The sequence below is a fragment of the Colwellia sp. BRX10-1 genome, assembly GCF_014077545.1.
Classification (GTDB): Bacteria; Pseudomonadota; Gammaproteobacteria; order Enterobacterales; family Alteromonadaceae; genus Colwellia_A.
Window position 1 is genome coordinate 189,205 of record NZ_JACGWC010000002.1, and the last position, 14,686, is coordinate 203,890.

11 protein-coding genes and 1 riboswitch are annotated in these 14,686 nt (G+C 39.7%); of the genes, 6 read left to right on the top strand and 5 right to left on the bottom strand.

Translation table 11 applies throughout. The features are described from left to right. Positions 1 to 8: 8 nt before the first annotated feature. Positions 9 to 518: an outer membrane beta-barrel protein gene (locus H4J75_RS03300; RefSeq protein WP_182214509.1), complete on the top strand. Its 510-nt coding sequence runs from the start codon at positions 9 to 11 to the stop codon at positions 516 to 518. Between the two features lie 80 nt (positions 519 to 598). On the opposite strand, the gene H4J75_RS03305 is transcribed toward H4J75_RS03300, so the two are convergent. Beyond that, positions 599 to 2,275 carry a M1 family metallopeptidase gene (locus H4J75_RS03305; RefSeq protein WP_220465220.1) on the bottom strand — a complete coding sequence of 559 codons (1,677 nt, stop codon included), beginning with the start codon at positions 2,273 to 2,275 and terminating at the stop codon, positions 599 to 601. Positions 2,276 to 2,449: 174 nt separating this feature from the next. Continuing rightward, positions 2,450 to 2,571, top strand: a riboswitch (TPP riboswitch). Between the two features lie 105 nt (positions 2,572 to 2,676). Between H4J75_RS03305 and thiC the strand changes: the two genes are divergently transcribed. Genes thiC through thiE form a run of 5 tightly spaced genes read left to right on the top strand, consistent with a single transcriptional unit; the run spans position 2,677 to position 8,466 of the window. Then, complete coding sequence (thiC, locus tag H4J75_RS03310; RefSeq protein ID WP_182221338.1) at positions 2,677 to 4,638, top strand: phosphomethylpyrimidine synthase ThiC; 1,962 nt, start codon at positions 2,677 to 2,679, stop codon at positions 4,636 to 4,638. Between the two features lie 7 nt (positions 4,639 to 4,645). Further along, positions 4,646 to 5,857, top strand: a complete 1,212-nt coding sequence (locus H4J75_RS03315) for an FAD-dependent oxidoreductase (protein WP_220465221.1) — start codon at positions 4,646 to 4,648, stop codon at positions 5,855 to 5,857. Then, on the top strand, positions 5,847 to 6,080 hold the full coding sequence (gene thiS, locus H4J75_RS03320; protein WP_182214512.1) for a sulfur carrier protein ThiS: 234 nt from the start codon (positions 5,847 to 5,849) through the stop codon (positions 6,078 to 6,080). The genes H4J75_RS03315 and thiS overlap by 11 nt, the downstream gene beginning before the upstream one ends. Positions 6,081 to 6,082: 2 nt before the next feature. Beyond that, positions 6,083 to 6,886, top strand: a complete 804-nt coding sequence (locus tag H4J75_RS03325) for a thiazole synthase (RefSeq protein ID WP_182214620.1) — start codon at positions 6,083 to 6,085, stop codon at positions 6,884 to 6,886. 56 nt (positions 6,887 to 6,942) lie between these two features. Further along, complete coding sequence (thiE, locus tag H4J75_RS03330) at positions 6,943 to 8,466, top strand: thiamine phosphate synthase (RefSeq protein ID WP_182221339.1); 1,524 nt, start codon at positions 6,943 to 6,945, stop codon at positions 8,464 to 8,466. 16 nt (positions 8,467 to 8,482) lie between these two features. Here thiE and H4J75_RS03335 read toward each other — a convergent pair whose 3' ends face one another. From H4J75_RS03335 to H4J75_RS03350, 4 genes are all read right to left on the bottom strand, one after another. Next, the gene (locus tag H4J75_RS03335) at positions 8,483 to 10,030 is read right to left on the bottom strand and encodes a DUF418 domain-containing protein (protein ID WP_182214516.1); all 1,548 of its coding nucleotides are present in this window, start codon (positions 10,028 to 10,030) and stop codon (positions 8,483 to 8,485) included. A 226-nt stretch (positions 10,031 to 10,256) separates the two neighbouring features. Beyond that, positions 10,257 to 13,277 carry a PqiB family protein gene (locus H4J75_RS03340; RefSeq protein WP_182221340.1) on the bottom strand — a complete coding sequence of 1,007 codons (3,021 nt, stop codon included), beginning with the start codon at positions 13,275 to 13,277 and terminating at the stop codon, positions 10,257 to 10,259. Next, on the bottom strand, positions 13,267 to 13,938 hold the full coding sequence (locus H4J75_RS03345; protein WP_182214519.1) for a paraquat-inducible protein A: 672 nt from the start codon (positions 13,936 to 13,938) through the stop codon (positions 13,267 to 13,269). Before H4J75_RS03345 ends, H4J75_RS03340 begins: the two co-directional genes overlap by 11 nt. Next, on the bottom strand, positions 13,928 to 14,554 hold the full coding sequence (locus H4J75_RS03350; RefSeq protein ID WP_182221341.1) for a paraquat-inducible protein A: 627 nt from the start codon (positions 14,552 to 14,554) through the stop codon (positions 13,928 to 13,930). Before H4J75_RS03350 ends, H4J75_RS03345 begins: the two co-directional genes overlap by 11 nt. Between the last annotated feature and the right edge of the window lie 132 nt (positions 14,555 to 14,686).

The following is a 14,686-nucleotide window of genomic DNA, read 5'->3' on the forward strand; positions in this document are numbered from 1 at the left end:
GATTTATTATGTTTAAGAAAACCGCTATTGCACTCACTCTTTTCAGTCTTTCCCTAACAGCCGTAGCTGCTGATTGGCAAGTGGGCGGTGGATTCGGTCAGTTATCTGATAGCTCTGATGGCGACGATATTTCTTTGAACTTTATCTATGGCTCAGTGGCATATAAAATTGAAAATTCAGCGAAAAATTTTTACTTGATGCCTGAACTTCGTCTCGGTTCTGGTGTTGGTGACGACTCACTTTACGGTGCTAAAATTGAAGTAGAAAGCTTACTCGCTTTGTCTTTGCGTGGTCAATACGACTTCAACAATCGCGCATATGTTTATGTGATGCCGTCTTATGCAAACTTAGACCTCAAAGCAAGCTACCGTGGCGAATCGGCGTCTGATGATTCATGGGAGTTTGGTTTCGGCGCTGGTGTTGGTTATAGCCTCAATAAAAAAGTGAGCGTTGAAGCCTCTTATGAAACGTATGACGGTACTAAATTACTTTCTGTTGGTTTTAAATACGCTTTTTAAGCGCAATATTTAACTGACCGTTGACGTATAAGGAGAGCAATAAGCTCTCCTTTTTAATTTTATACCGTTAACTTTTAAAACTAATGACCTAAAACACTGAGTGTCGAAATATAAAAGTTAGCATCAACGGCTATATTTGGATTTTCCTGCTCAAGTTCAACAGTAGTCCAAGTTGCTGTTGGTGCCAGCCACTGTGTTTTACCGGCAATAGTGACGCGTAACGGCATATCAAAACCCTTAACCACGTTACCCCAACGAATTTTCATCACTTTATCTTTGATAAAATATTCGAAAGTGGGAATACGTATATCACGTAAATATTGATCAAATACCTTACTTAAGTCGATACCTGATTGTGTGCTAATGTAGTTTTCAATATCTTGGGTAGTCACTGTTTGATGATAAAAAACTTTACCTAGTCCACGGAGTATTTCTCGCCATTTTCTATCATTATTAATCACTTGGCGAATGGTATGCAGCATATTGCCACCTTTATCGTACATATCACCAGAACCACCGCGATTAGCATTATATTCGCCAATAATAGGGGATTGATTACCAATATTCATCCGTTGACCACGAACGTATTCAAAGGCTTGCTCTTTAGTGAAATGATACTCTAAAAATAGACTTTCTGAGTAGTTAGTAAAGCTCTCATGGATCCACATATCAGCAACATCTTTATTGGTGATGTTATTGGCAAACCACTCGTGACCTGACTCATGAACAATAATAAAATCAAATAATAATCCTGGGCCAGTACTACTTCTATCACGCCCTAAATAACCATTTTGATAACCATTACCATAAGTCACCGAACTTTGATGCTCCATCCCCAAATATGGTGCTTCCACCAGTTTATAACTGTCTTCATAAAACGGATAAGGACCAAACCAATGCTCGAACGCTTCAATGGTTCGTTTTGCTTCTTTAAACTGTTTTCTTGCTTTCGCTAAGTTTTCCCGTAAAACATAGTAGTCCATATCAAGCTGACCTTTTTCACCTTGATACTTTTCACCAAAATGAACATAGTCACCAATGTTAATATTGACCCCATAATTATTAATAGGATTCACAACTTGCCAATGATAAATTTTTGTTTTATCAATTTTATTGTGTTCAACTTTAATTAATCGACCATTAGACACATCCATTAAATGTTCTGGCACTTCAACGCTGATTAACACACCATTGTTGGGCTCGTCGGCAGGATGATCTTTATTTGGCCACCAAATACTAGAGCCAATGCCTTGATTTGAAGTGGCAATAAAGTCGAGGCCATTACTGTCTTTCTTCCAAGTAATACCGCCATCCCATGGGGCGTTTTTTGCGGTAACGGGCTGTCCAGAGAAGTACATAGTTATCTTCTGCTCCGAGCCTATTTCTTGCTTACTGGCTGGGGTAATAAAATAAGAATAGCCATCTTGCTCTACTTCAAGCGCTTTACCATTTTGGTGTACTTTCTCAAGCTTCATTGGCGCCTGTAGTTCTATTTGTAAACGTTCACCTTTAGCTAACACCTTATAAGTCATGGTGTTTTCACCTGAAAAAAGCTTAGTTTCAGGGTCAACTTTTACATTAAGATGATAATGAATTAAATCCCACCACTTTCTTTCTGGTGTAATAGTACCCCGTAATTTTTCTTGGTGCGTTACTTTGCCACTTTCTTGTTGCCAATTACTCGCGCTAACATGCCCAGCAAAAACCATAGCGCAAACTAAGCCAGCAAGTGAAGTCGTTATCCGTTTTTTTATCATTGTTATTGTCCTAACACTCTCTCGTATACAATATACTAGCATTGTGTAATATAAATTGTGAACCCTAAAAAGGGTAAGATCTGTCAACGACTCACATCGTTATCTAAAAATTAATTATAACCAAATACAACATTATGATTGCGTATTTTGAAACTAATACGATAGAATCACCACAATTACTTGTCGGAGTGCTGAGATTATTTCTAAAGAAATATTCAAAGCTGAGATCGCGAAAGCGGGATCCGTAGAACCTGATCAGATTAATATCTGCGTAAGGGAACAAGGTAAAATAAAAGAGTTAAGGGATTAATTCGTCACTTTTTTATTTTTTCCTCACTCTACACTTCGTCTTTTTTATTCGTGCATTTATAACGAAATGCATATTATTAAAAGGCAAAAAAATGACCAAACCAGCTAACAAACTCACTCGCAGAGAACGTCGCGAACAAGCTGAAACATTCTTAAAAAACGTTTCTGATCAATCATTCCCAAATTCTAAAAAAGTTTATGTGCAAGGTAAAATTCACGATATCAAGGTAGGTATGCGCGAAATCACCTTGTCTGATACTTTATTAGCGGGTAATAAAGATAAGCCAACCTACGAAAAAAATGAACCTCTTTGCGTCTACGATACCTCAGGTTTTTATACCGATGAAAGTGTCGAGATAGACGTACACAAAGGTATTCCTCGCCTGCGTGAAAGTTGGATTGATAGTCGTGGTGATGTTGAGCTCTTAACATCAAATAGCTCTACTTATGCTCAACAACGTTTAGCTGACGATGGTGTTGACGCAATACGCTTTGAACACTTACCTAAAATGCGTGTCGCTAAAAAAGGTCAAAACGTTACCCAAATGCACTATGCTCGCCAAGGGATCATTACCCCTGAAATGGAATATATTGCCATTCGTGAAAATTTAAAACGTGAAGAGGTCAAAGATAAAACCTTACTACTACAACATAAAGGTCAGTCATTTGGCGCCAGTATTCCAGCGCAAATTACCGCAGAGTTTGTCCGTGATGAAGTCGCGCGTGGCCGAGCAATTATTCCGGTAAACATTAACCACCCAGAATGTGAGCCGATGATTATTGGTCGTAACTTTTTAATTAAAGTAAATGCCAATATTGGTAATTCGGCGGTGACCTCTTCCATTGAAGAAGAAGTAGAAAAACTGGTTTGGTCGACCAAGTGGGGCGCAGACACGGTAATGGATTTATCAACGGGTCGTAATATTCATGAAACCCGCGAATGGATCATGCGCAACTCGCCAGTGCCCATTGGTACGGTGCCTATCTATCAAGCGCTAGAAAAAGTAAATGGCGTGGCGGAAGATTTAACCTGGGAAATTTTCCGCGATACCCTTATCGAACAAGCCGAGCAAGGTGTTGATTATTTTACCATTCATGCCGGTGTATTATTACGCTATGTTCCAATGACCGCTAAGCGTGTCACCGGTATTGTCTCACGTGGTGGTTCAATTATGGCGAAGTGGTGCTTAGCGCATCATAAAGAAAATTTTTTATACACCCACTTTGAAGATATTTGTGAAATATTAAAGCAATACGATGTCTCGTTTTCACTCGGCGACGGTTTACGCCCGGGCTCGGTTGCTGATGCCAACGATGAAGCACAATTTGCCGAATTACATACCTTAGGCGAATTAACTAAAATTGCTTGGCAGCATGATGTACAAACGATTATTGAAGGCCCCGGGCATGTGCCACTGCATATGATCAAAGCAAATATGGACGAGCAACTTAAACATTGTGGTGAAGCACCTTTTTATACGTTAGGTCCGTTAACGACTGATATTGCACCGGGTTATGACCATATTACTTCGGGTATTGGCGCCGCTAATATTGGTTGGTACGGTTGTGCCATGCTTTGTTATGTTACTCCTAAAGAACATTTAGGCTTACCCAATAAAGAAGATGTTAAAGAAGGTTTAATGACCTATAAAATTGCAGCCCATGCCGGAGATTTAGCAAAAGGTCATCCGGGGGCGCAAATTCGCGATAATGCCATGAGCAAAGCGCGCTTTGAATTTCGTTGGTACGATCAATTTAATATCGGTTTAGACCCTGAAAGAGCCAAGGCTTATCACGATGAAACCTTGCCACAAGAATCGGGTAAAGTTGCCCACTTCTGCTCTATGTGTGGGCCAAAATTCTGTTCGATGAAAATATCTCAGGAAGTACGTGATTATGCCGCGGGTCTTGAAGCCAGCAATAAAATAGAAATACAGTTACTTGACGAAGTCATTGTTTTAGATGCAACGCCAACCGATATTGCACAAGGCATGGCTGAAAAGTCGGCGGAATTTAAAGCGACCGGTAGTGAAATTTACCATCAGGTGAAATAGTCAGCCGATGACTATTTCTCAGCAGTTCCCTAAACCTACTCAAATCTGTGCCAATATCGTTGTTATTGGCGCAGGATTAGTGGGTCGTTTAATGGCATTGTCTTTGGTTAATCAAGGTCATCAAGTGACTTTGGTTGATAAAGATAATAAACAGGGCCACCAAAGTGCCGCTTATGCTGCTGCCGGTTTATTAACGCCGCTAGGTGAAGCTATGCATAGCGATCGTAATATTGTTGAAATGGGCTTTGAGTCATTAGCGCTTTGGCCTGAGATTCTTGCTAAATTGGACAGTTACACTTATTTTCAACAAGCAGGCACCTTAATGGTTAGCCATGAACAAGACCAAGGCGATTATCAGCGTTTCATGGCTTATATCAAAAGTCATTATCCGCAACATCAGCTACAGCAACTGAATCGCCAACAAATACTTGCCCTTGAGCCTGAATTAGCTCATCGCTTTAATCATGGGTTGTTTTTACCTGAAGAAGGGCAAATAGGTAATCGTAAATTACTAAAAGCCCTGCAAAAGCAGCTAGAAAAAAGTAGCGTTACTTGGTTAGAAAGTGCACCTGTCGTTAACATTGAACAGCAAAAATCGAGCTGTTTAGTCACTTACCATGAGGATAGCCCACTAGGCAACAAAGGCAATAGGCAAACTAACACGTCAAAGCATATTATTGCTGCTGATTTAGCAATTGACTGTCGCGGTGCAGGCGCACGCAACAGTGCAGGCGAAAACACCGCAGCCCCCTTAAAAGATTTACGAGGAGTACGAGGTGAGATATTTCAGTTATTTGCCCCTGAAGTCAATATTACCCGGCCTATTCGTTTAATGCACCCTCGCTATCAATTATATATAGCCCCTAAAACTAACGGCTTTTATGTCGTGGGAGCAACTGAAATCGAAAGTGAAGACTGCGCGCCAATGACGGTACGTTCTTCAATGGAATTACTCAGCGCGGCTTATAGTGTCCATGCTGGATTTGCTGAAGCCAATATTCATCAACATATTAGCCAGTTAAGACCTGCTTTTAGTGATAACCAAGCTAAAATATCACTGCAAAATCGGCTTATCCAGGTCAATGGACTGTTTCGCCACGGCTACCTTATTGCGCCGGTTGTGTTAAAGCAGTTAGAGTTTACCGTTGCGCATTTTTTCGAGTGTCGCTCATTAACAGAATCTCCTTATCATAAGTGGTTAGCCATCAATGAATACTAAAGCAGCTATAACAACCTATTTTATCAATGGACAAGTAATCACCATTGCCAGTATAACCCCCAATATATCAATGGCATTACTGCATTATTTAACGCCAGAGCAGCAAAAACAAAGTTTTGCCGTAGCCCTTAATGGTGACTTTATTGGTAAAGCTGACTATCAAAAAACCACAATTAATCAAGAGGATAGTATAGATGTACTGTTTCCTATTCAGGGAGGTTAATGATGACATTTTCAACCGAACTAATGATATACGGACAAGCGGTTAATAGTCGTTTATTAATTGGTAGCGCACTTTATCCTTCGCCACAGATCATGAAAAAAGCGATATTAGCCAGTGGCTCAAAAATTGTCACCTTGTCGTTAAAACGCCAAAACCCTGCGCAACAGTCAGGCGCAAAAATTTGGCAGTATATTCAAGAGGTTGTTAAAGAGACTCAGGGATTTTTATTACCCAATACGGCGGGCTGTAAAACAGCTAAAGAAGCGGTAACCCTAGCAAAAATGAGCCGCGAAATTTTTCAAACGGATTGGATAAAATTGGAAGTTATCGGTGATGACTATAATTTACAACCAGACCCTATCGAGCTATTAAAGGCCAGTGAACAGTTGGTAAATGAGGGTTTTAAAGTGCTACCTTATTGCACCGACGATCTAGTGGTGTGTCAGCGTTTATATGACTTAGGTTGTCAGGTGATCATGCCTTGGGCATCGCCAATAGGCACAGGTAAGGGTCTAATGAACCCTTATAATTTAGCAACAATTCGTTCGCGGCTTCCAGATGCAACTCTCATTTTAGATGCGGGTATTGGTAAACCCTCAGATGCTTGTCTAGCTATGGAAATGGGTTACGACGCCGTATTATTAAATTCAGCAATTGCCTTGGCAGATAGTCCGGTACTGATGGCAAAAGCCTTCGCACAAGCCATTGTCGCTGGCGAGCAAGGATACATGGCGGGTGTAATGCAGCAACGACAAACCGCTCACCCATCAACCCCAACCCTAGATACACCTTTTTGGCATCAATAAGGCAGCTTTTTGGCGTCAATAAGGCAATAAGGCAATAAGGCAACAAGGATAAAGCTATGACAGAAAGTGTTAAAGAAAAACCGATTGTATGGACGATTTCTGGCAGCGATTGCTCTGGTGGTGCGGGCATTGCCGCCGATATAAAAACTGGTCATGCCTTGGGTGTTGAAGTTTGTCATTTGATCACCGCGAATACCGTACAAAACGCTAACCGCCTTGTCTCGATAAATCCGGTCGCTAGCGAGACATTACAACAACAAGCTAAGGTATTAATTAGTGATAAACCACCCAGTGTCATTAAGATTGGCTTAATAGCCAATCTTGAACAAGTCACATGGTTAACCGAATTATTAGCGGGCTTTAAAGCTAACTACCCAAAAATAAGTGTCGTTTTTGATCCCGTTGGCCAAGCGAGCGTCGGTGGTAGTTTTTCGACACTACAGCGAGAAGATTTAACCCTATTGCTCCGCTATATTGATGTTATTACCCCCAATCTGATGGAAGCGCAACAATTATCAAACTTATTGATACTTAACCCCGTTGAGCTGGCAATAAAAATTGCCGAATTAGGCGTCGCCAGCGTCATCGTAAAAGGTGGGCACAGTGCCGTGTTAGACAATGATGGTTTACAAGTCAGTGATGACTATTGTTTACATCACGTTGAGCAATCATCGATAAGTTATCAACTCTCTTCACCACGAATAAATACTTCTTACAGTCATGGTGGTGGATGCTCCTTTGCTAGCGCATTAGCGGCTTTTTTAGCACACGGCTATTTATTACGTGATGCCTTTACCTTAACCAAAGCATTTATTAATCAGGGTTTAGCTAAATCGGTAACTGCTAGCATGAAAAAAACCGATTATTATGGTGCATTTGAACAAACCCATTGGCCTAATAGTGCTGACTTTTTCCCCAGAATATCATCCAACCTAGTCAAGAAATATCAGCAGTTACCGCCTTTTCCATCGTTGGCACTATCAGATAATAAGCTTGGGCTTTACCCTGTGGTTGACTCACTTTATTGGTTAAAACGTTTATTGCCATTAGGCTTAAACATTATTCAACTGCGGTTGAAAAATAAGACGGACATCGAGCTTGAAAAACTAATCATTGCAGCCATAGCCATTAGTCAGCCGTATAAAACGCGCTTGTTTATTAATGATTATTGGCAATTAGCAATAAAGCATCGCGCTTACGGTGTGCATATCGGCCAAGAAGATTTACAAAACGCTAATTTAACTAAGATTCATCAGTCAGGTTTACACTTAGGTATTAGTACTCATGGTTGTTATGAATTTTTATTAGCACAACAATTACAACCCTCTTATTTAGCGATTGGCGCTATATTTCCCACTAAAACTAAAAATATGAGCGGACAAATTCAAGGGGTAGATAACTTACAACAGCTATTGAAATTAGCCAGCAATATTCCGGTTGTAGCCATTGGCGGTATTAATCATCAACGAGCAGAACGTGTTTGGCAGACGGGTGTTGACAGTATAGCGGTTGTTACCGCGATCACTGAAAGTGAAAATGCTGAAATCGCAGTTAAACAATTCCAGCATATTATGCAGTAATTTTTCCCAGTAAAACCTAAGAAGCTATACTTGTATCAAGTTTTTTTTCTAAGCGTAGTGGTTGCCATTTCAGGTACGTAATTGAGCGCCATAACCATTCTAACGGGCCAAATCTAAAGAATTTCAACCATAGTGTACAAAAAACAACTTGGGCAAAAATCACCGCGACGACAATAAGCATTTGTTGTCCGCGGGCTATTTGGCCAAACATACCACCAGCATAGCCATAAAATATTGTCGTTAAGATTATAGAATGACCGATGTAATTAGTAAGCGCCATTTTTCCTAACGGTGCCAACCATGAAAAACCTTTGATAAACCAAGCTTTGCTGGCTAATTTTACAAACAAGCCAATATAACCGGCACAGAGAACAAACTGCCCATAATAAAAAATAGTTTGTCCGCCCGCTCTCACTTCGATAGCACTTTTTGTCACTGGGTGTAGACTAATAAAAGTTCCAGCAATACTTAACAGTAGGCCAATGCTCAATCCGCCCCAGCACATAACACTGAAGAAACTTTGGTGTTGTTGTGGGTTTTTCATTCTGCCACTAGCGACTAACCAATAGCCCACCATGAAAAGAGGTAAACAAACAAAGAAGGCAAAGGTTGGCGTGTTACCTAAAGCTTCAACGGCGCTTTTAGCTCGGTACTTAGTCGCTTCAATATAGCTAGTTTGCGTAAAAGCTGCTGTTTCTTTTGCTTCATCTTGCGCACGGCTTTGTTTTCGTTCAAAACGTTGTTGAGCTTTATAAATAATAAGCTCTTCGTCGGTCATGCTATCTTCATCGACTTCTACAGCTTCTTCTTTTTCTTCTAATGCTTCAACATCACTATCGATGACTGCCGCACTCGCTGCTATTAAGGTACTTTCGTCTTCAATCTCGGTATCTTTACTAACCCATATTTCTTTTGGATTATCTTTTTCTTGTTGCAGTAAAACATTAAGCTGCTGATTAATGCTGACTTCCTGTTGCCAATCGTTGGTTATTACGGTGTTGTCACGGGTAACACCAAAATAAAGAGCGGCAAACATTGAAACCAATAACGGCATCAATAATAGTGAGAAACCCACTTTTGCAAACGTAGCGGGGGTATTAAATCGCGCTAATTTTTTAATGCGTAAAAGTAAAACAAACCCCAGTAAAAGCAAACCTCCTACCGCATAGTCGTGAATAATATCTCCACCCCAAAGAAAAATTAAATGCGCCATACCAAAAACAAATAATGCCAACATACGTCGGGTAAACCATGCGCCAAATTTACGATCTGCCTCTTGCGCCCTAACGAGCATGATGGCAAAACCCATACCAAAAAGTATTGAAAACAACTTATAAAATTTGCCTTCTACAAACACTTTAACTAACCAACTTGATGCCCAATCGAAGCCAGTAAGACTATAATCAAAGCTCAGTAATGCGCTAACAGGGCGATTAAACCATTCGATATTCATCATAATAATGCCAATTAAGGCAAAACCACGAAGTAAGTCCATTACTTGAATACGATTAGAGTTTGTGAGCGGTGTTAGCTCTTTATTAGTGCCGGGGAATTCATTTTCCATAGGTTTTTCCACTGTATTATTATAATGAGTTAATATTGTTTGCATGCTTAATAGCATGAGTCATGCCAATTCGTTACCTATTGGTTTTTAACGAGTTGTATGAACTTTATTATTATAGTTATTAATAAATAGACAACAAATTGTAACTTTAGACCAAATTTACGGCTTTTCCTTAACGCTATCGCCAACAGTGTATTGAACAAAGTTAAGGGGGTATCTCTTGTTCTTATTGCGACAATTCAATTTTAGGTTGCCACTTATGCCAATCGTCATCAACATCTCGTGCTAACTTAAATAGTTGTCCTTGCTCTGCTGGCTGAAAAGTTTCATTAACGTCAACTTCAGGTGTCGCAAAAGCTATACCACCGGCAAGCAGTGTTTCTATAGATTCTGAGTCTATATTGATCCCTGAAAAAAGCCCCGCATCAATACGAATACCGCTGGTATTCCAAAACCGACTGCTTTGACTTACTAAAGGCGCATAACGCGGATAAATATTAATATAGATATTAACGGTGTCGGCAGTAGGTGATAAGTCGACACCAATTACCCGACCAACTTTAACTTGTCGATAGAGCACAGGATTGCCAGTTCTTACTGAACCTAAGTTTTTTGCACTTAATGAAAGATTTAACCCTGAAGGAAGCGTCGTTGTTACAGGCATAATGGCTTTGGCCTCAAAGCGATGACTTATTTCTCCCTTACCTGGCATTAATCCAATAAAGCCCCCCTCTAGAATAGCGCCAACATTTACTGAGCCCACAAGAGCAAGCTCTGGTTTAGCAAACCAAAATTTTGAGTCTGCAACCGCGAACTTTCGGCCACTGTCATTTAGAAAAGCATAAACGGTTGCGCCAAATCCTTGCTGATCAAATTTGATCCGAGAAACTAAGCCAACTTGTTGATCTTGATATTTTATTTTTAAATTATTTTTCAAGCCCTCTACATCACTAAAATGAATTTCTATGGCAACGCCCGCTAATTTTGCATACTCAACATTATCAAATAAGGTAAATTTCTCTCCCTCTTCAACGGTGTCTTGCTCAGGCTTTATTTCTGGGTTTATAAAACTGATCCCCCCCTTTAATATCGCATCAGCAGATTCTGTTTTAACAATAAAATTCCCTAGACCACCGCTTATAGTTACACCACTGGCGTTGTAGAAACGGGTAAAATTAGAAATTAAATGTCGGTATTCTTCATCAACGGTAATATTTATTTCAACGTTATTACCTGTAGTATCGAGAGAAACATTATCCACTTGTCCTACAGCTATGCCTCTAAAGCTAATCGGACTGCCTGGATTAACGACATTCCCTTGCTCTGATTTTAGCGAAAGTTGTAGTCCTTGTGATGATAAGTGTTTTGCCGGTGGTAAGTCAGTGACAATAAAATCATGGGCTTTTTCACCTTCTCCAACGTTAACGCTGATATACGCCCCGCCAAATAAAGCATCGGTATTTGTCATTCCTGACAAGGATAAGTCGGCATTAACGAGCCAAAACTGACTGTTTTCTCGGAGAATATATTCGTAATCAGTTAAGACCCCAACCTGAAGGGTAACTTGGTCTTGCTGGCGAATGACTTTATGAACAGAACCAATTTCTTCACCTCTTAGCATGATACGGGTTTTGTTACTTAAACCATGGGCACTATTCGTATAAAGGTTAAATGTTGAACGTTGTTTAGCCACGTTTTTATCAATAAACAGCTGAAAGCTATCACCATTCTTAGGTGCTGATTTTTCATTATTATCACCTAAGTCAAAAGCAATACCGCCCGCTAACATCGACTGAATAGATTGTGCTTGTATATCAAAATTTTGTAAGCCACCTGAAATATGCAAACCACTGGCGTTCCAAAAGTGACTATCACTAGAAACAAAGCTTTTGTATTTAGGTTCAATGAAAATGTGTACTAAAAATTCATTAGGGCCAATATTTTCAATTGCCTGAATAGTACCTACTTTCTGCTGTTTATAATAAATATTAGAGCTTGTGGTTAAAGAGCCAACATCTTGTGCTTTTAACACTAAATGTAACCCAGGCTCACTATATTGGTAGGCAGGCTCTTGATTATATACGTTAAATTTATTTAACGGTTTACCATCAACTGATGGACGAATACCAATGTGAGCGCCTAGCATTAATGTATGTAAATTTGTAACGCCGCCTAAGTCCAGATTTGGCGCTATAACAAAAAACTGCGAACCACTGGTTAAATAGGGAATGATACGAGGATTGATAATAGCACTGGCTTCGATGATCCTTTCTTCGGGATCAATACGAGTAAAGTCGGTAATCTTTCCTAATGTTAACCCTTGATACATAATCGCTGCATCGCGATCTATACCTGAATTCCAGTTTAACATTAACTGAATTTCATGGCCCATATTGGCGGTTTCATAATCAGAATATAAGGTGAAATTTTGGCCGTTGATAGCTGGTCCCATAACAGCTTCATAATCAGAGTTTCCAAAAGCCACACCTCCAGCAACAACAGATGCCAGTGAATCGGTATGAACAGTAACACCACTAGTTAATGAGCCTGATACTGTTACGCCACTGGTATTCCAAAAACGCGAGTTTTCTTTTACTAAGTTAGCGTACTCAGGTTCAATAAAAAGGTTAATATTGATCAGATCAGAAGTTGCCTCATAGTTAAATCCAGCGACATAACCGACGGTAATTTGTTTAAATAAAACCGGCGATTTCTTGCCTAATGAACCCAAAGTTTTTGTAGTTAATGATACATGTAAACCTGGCGTTGCTTGATCTAATACCGGTTCTTCACTTAAGGCAATAAAGTGACTCCTTGCTTTACCTTCTTCTTCTATATCAGGTATCACATTTATGTAACTCCCTGATAACAAAGTGTCTAATCCGGTAATACCTTGAAATGAAACGTCGGCAGTCACGTACCAAAAACGTGTTTTATCGGTCAACATTTTTTTTGAGCTTGAAATCATTTCAATTTCGACAATAACACTCTGTAAGTCTTCAGATACTTCAACGTCACGAACAATACCTGTGGTAAGTCCTTTATAGCGAACTTGAGTTTTACCAACCACAATACCACTTGCACTTTCAAACTGAACGGTGATAAACGTGCCTCGGTCAGAAACAGCTTTTATAATTAGCCAAGCACCAAATAACAACGCAATAATAGGCACTAACCAGACAGCAGAAATACCTTCTCGACTTTTAATAATAGCTTTTGATTCGGCAAGAATAGTTTTATTTGTCATGATGAGGGACATCCGTTTTGTTATATGTTTTTTCAGAAAGTGACTGATGATTATGCTTCTGATAGTTATCCCATAATAGTCGCGGATCAAAGCTTTCCGCGGCAAAAATGGTAAAAATTACCATTAAAGTAAAGTAGGTAATACCAACTGCTGGTTCAATACTAGATAAAAAGCCTAAATTAACGACCGCAGCCATGACCGTCACCACGAATACATCGAGCATTGACCATGGTCCTAAAAATTCGACAATATGATATAACTTTCCTTGTTGTTTTAACGACAATTGTGTTTTTCTTTTGGTGTTGTACATCAAGGTAAATAGCCCAATAATTTTCCCTAAGGGTATAACAAAGCTAGCAATAAAAATGATGATCGCTACCGGCAACATCCCCATTTGAATAAAAATGGCGATCCCCTCCAAAATGGTTGATGCTTCGGGGTTGCCGAAAGTGTAAAACACCATCATAGGATAAATATTAGCCGGAATAAACATCACTAACGCGGCAATGGTCCAAGCTAACGTGTATTCAATACTTTTAGGTTTTCGAGCAGAAAATAGCGTTAAACAGCGTGAACAGACTTGTCGCTCGCTATGCATAACATTGAGCTTATGACACTTTGGGCAACTGCCTAAACCTGCGGCAAGGGCTTTATTGCTCAAGAGATTTCTCCAGCTCATGCCATATATTGTGCTGATCTATTGTCACCGACACCAATGTTGAACATAACAACAGGAATATTAGGCTAATTAACCCACCATCAATCGTCATATCAGCCAGTGAAGAAAGTTTATACATAGAAACAACAACACCAAGTAAAAAAACGTGGAGCATCGTCCAAGTATCTAAAACATGATAAGAGCGAAAAAACACTAGCAACGAAGGTTTAATTTTTTGAAACTTTATGCACCATGAAATATATAAGGCCGTGATCAGCCTCACTACAGGGATAGCAATGGTAAACATAAAAATAGCAAAGGCGAGTACGTAATTGCGACTATCAATTAAAAGCGTAATACAGTCAACCAGAGAGGCATCGTTGTAAAGACCTGCGGCGCCGATGCCAATAATAGGTAATAATGCCGCGGGTAAAAAAAACAATAACCCTGCAATGGCGACAGCAAGGGTTCGATTAATCGCATCCCTCTTCTTTGAAAACAACATCGCGCCACAACAACCACATAAAGCATTTTGTCCTTCTAATAAATACGGCATAGGTAATAACGAATCGCATTGATGACAAGCAATCATATTATTAACAACTGAATGATTTTTCACTAAAGACCCAGTTCCATCAAGATAATTACCCTTACCTTTAAAATCAACAAATTACCAACTAATAATATCTATTTTAGTGTACGACATTAACCTATCATAGCCAATAAAAAAGCAGCTTATTAAGCTGCTTTA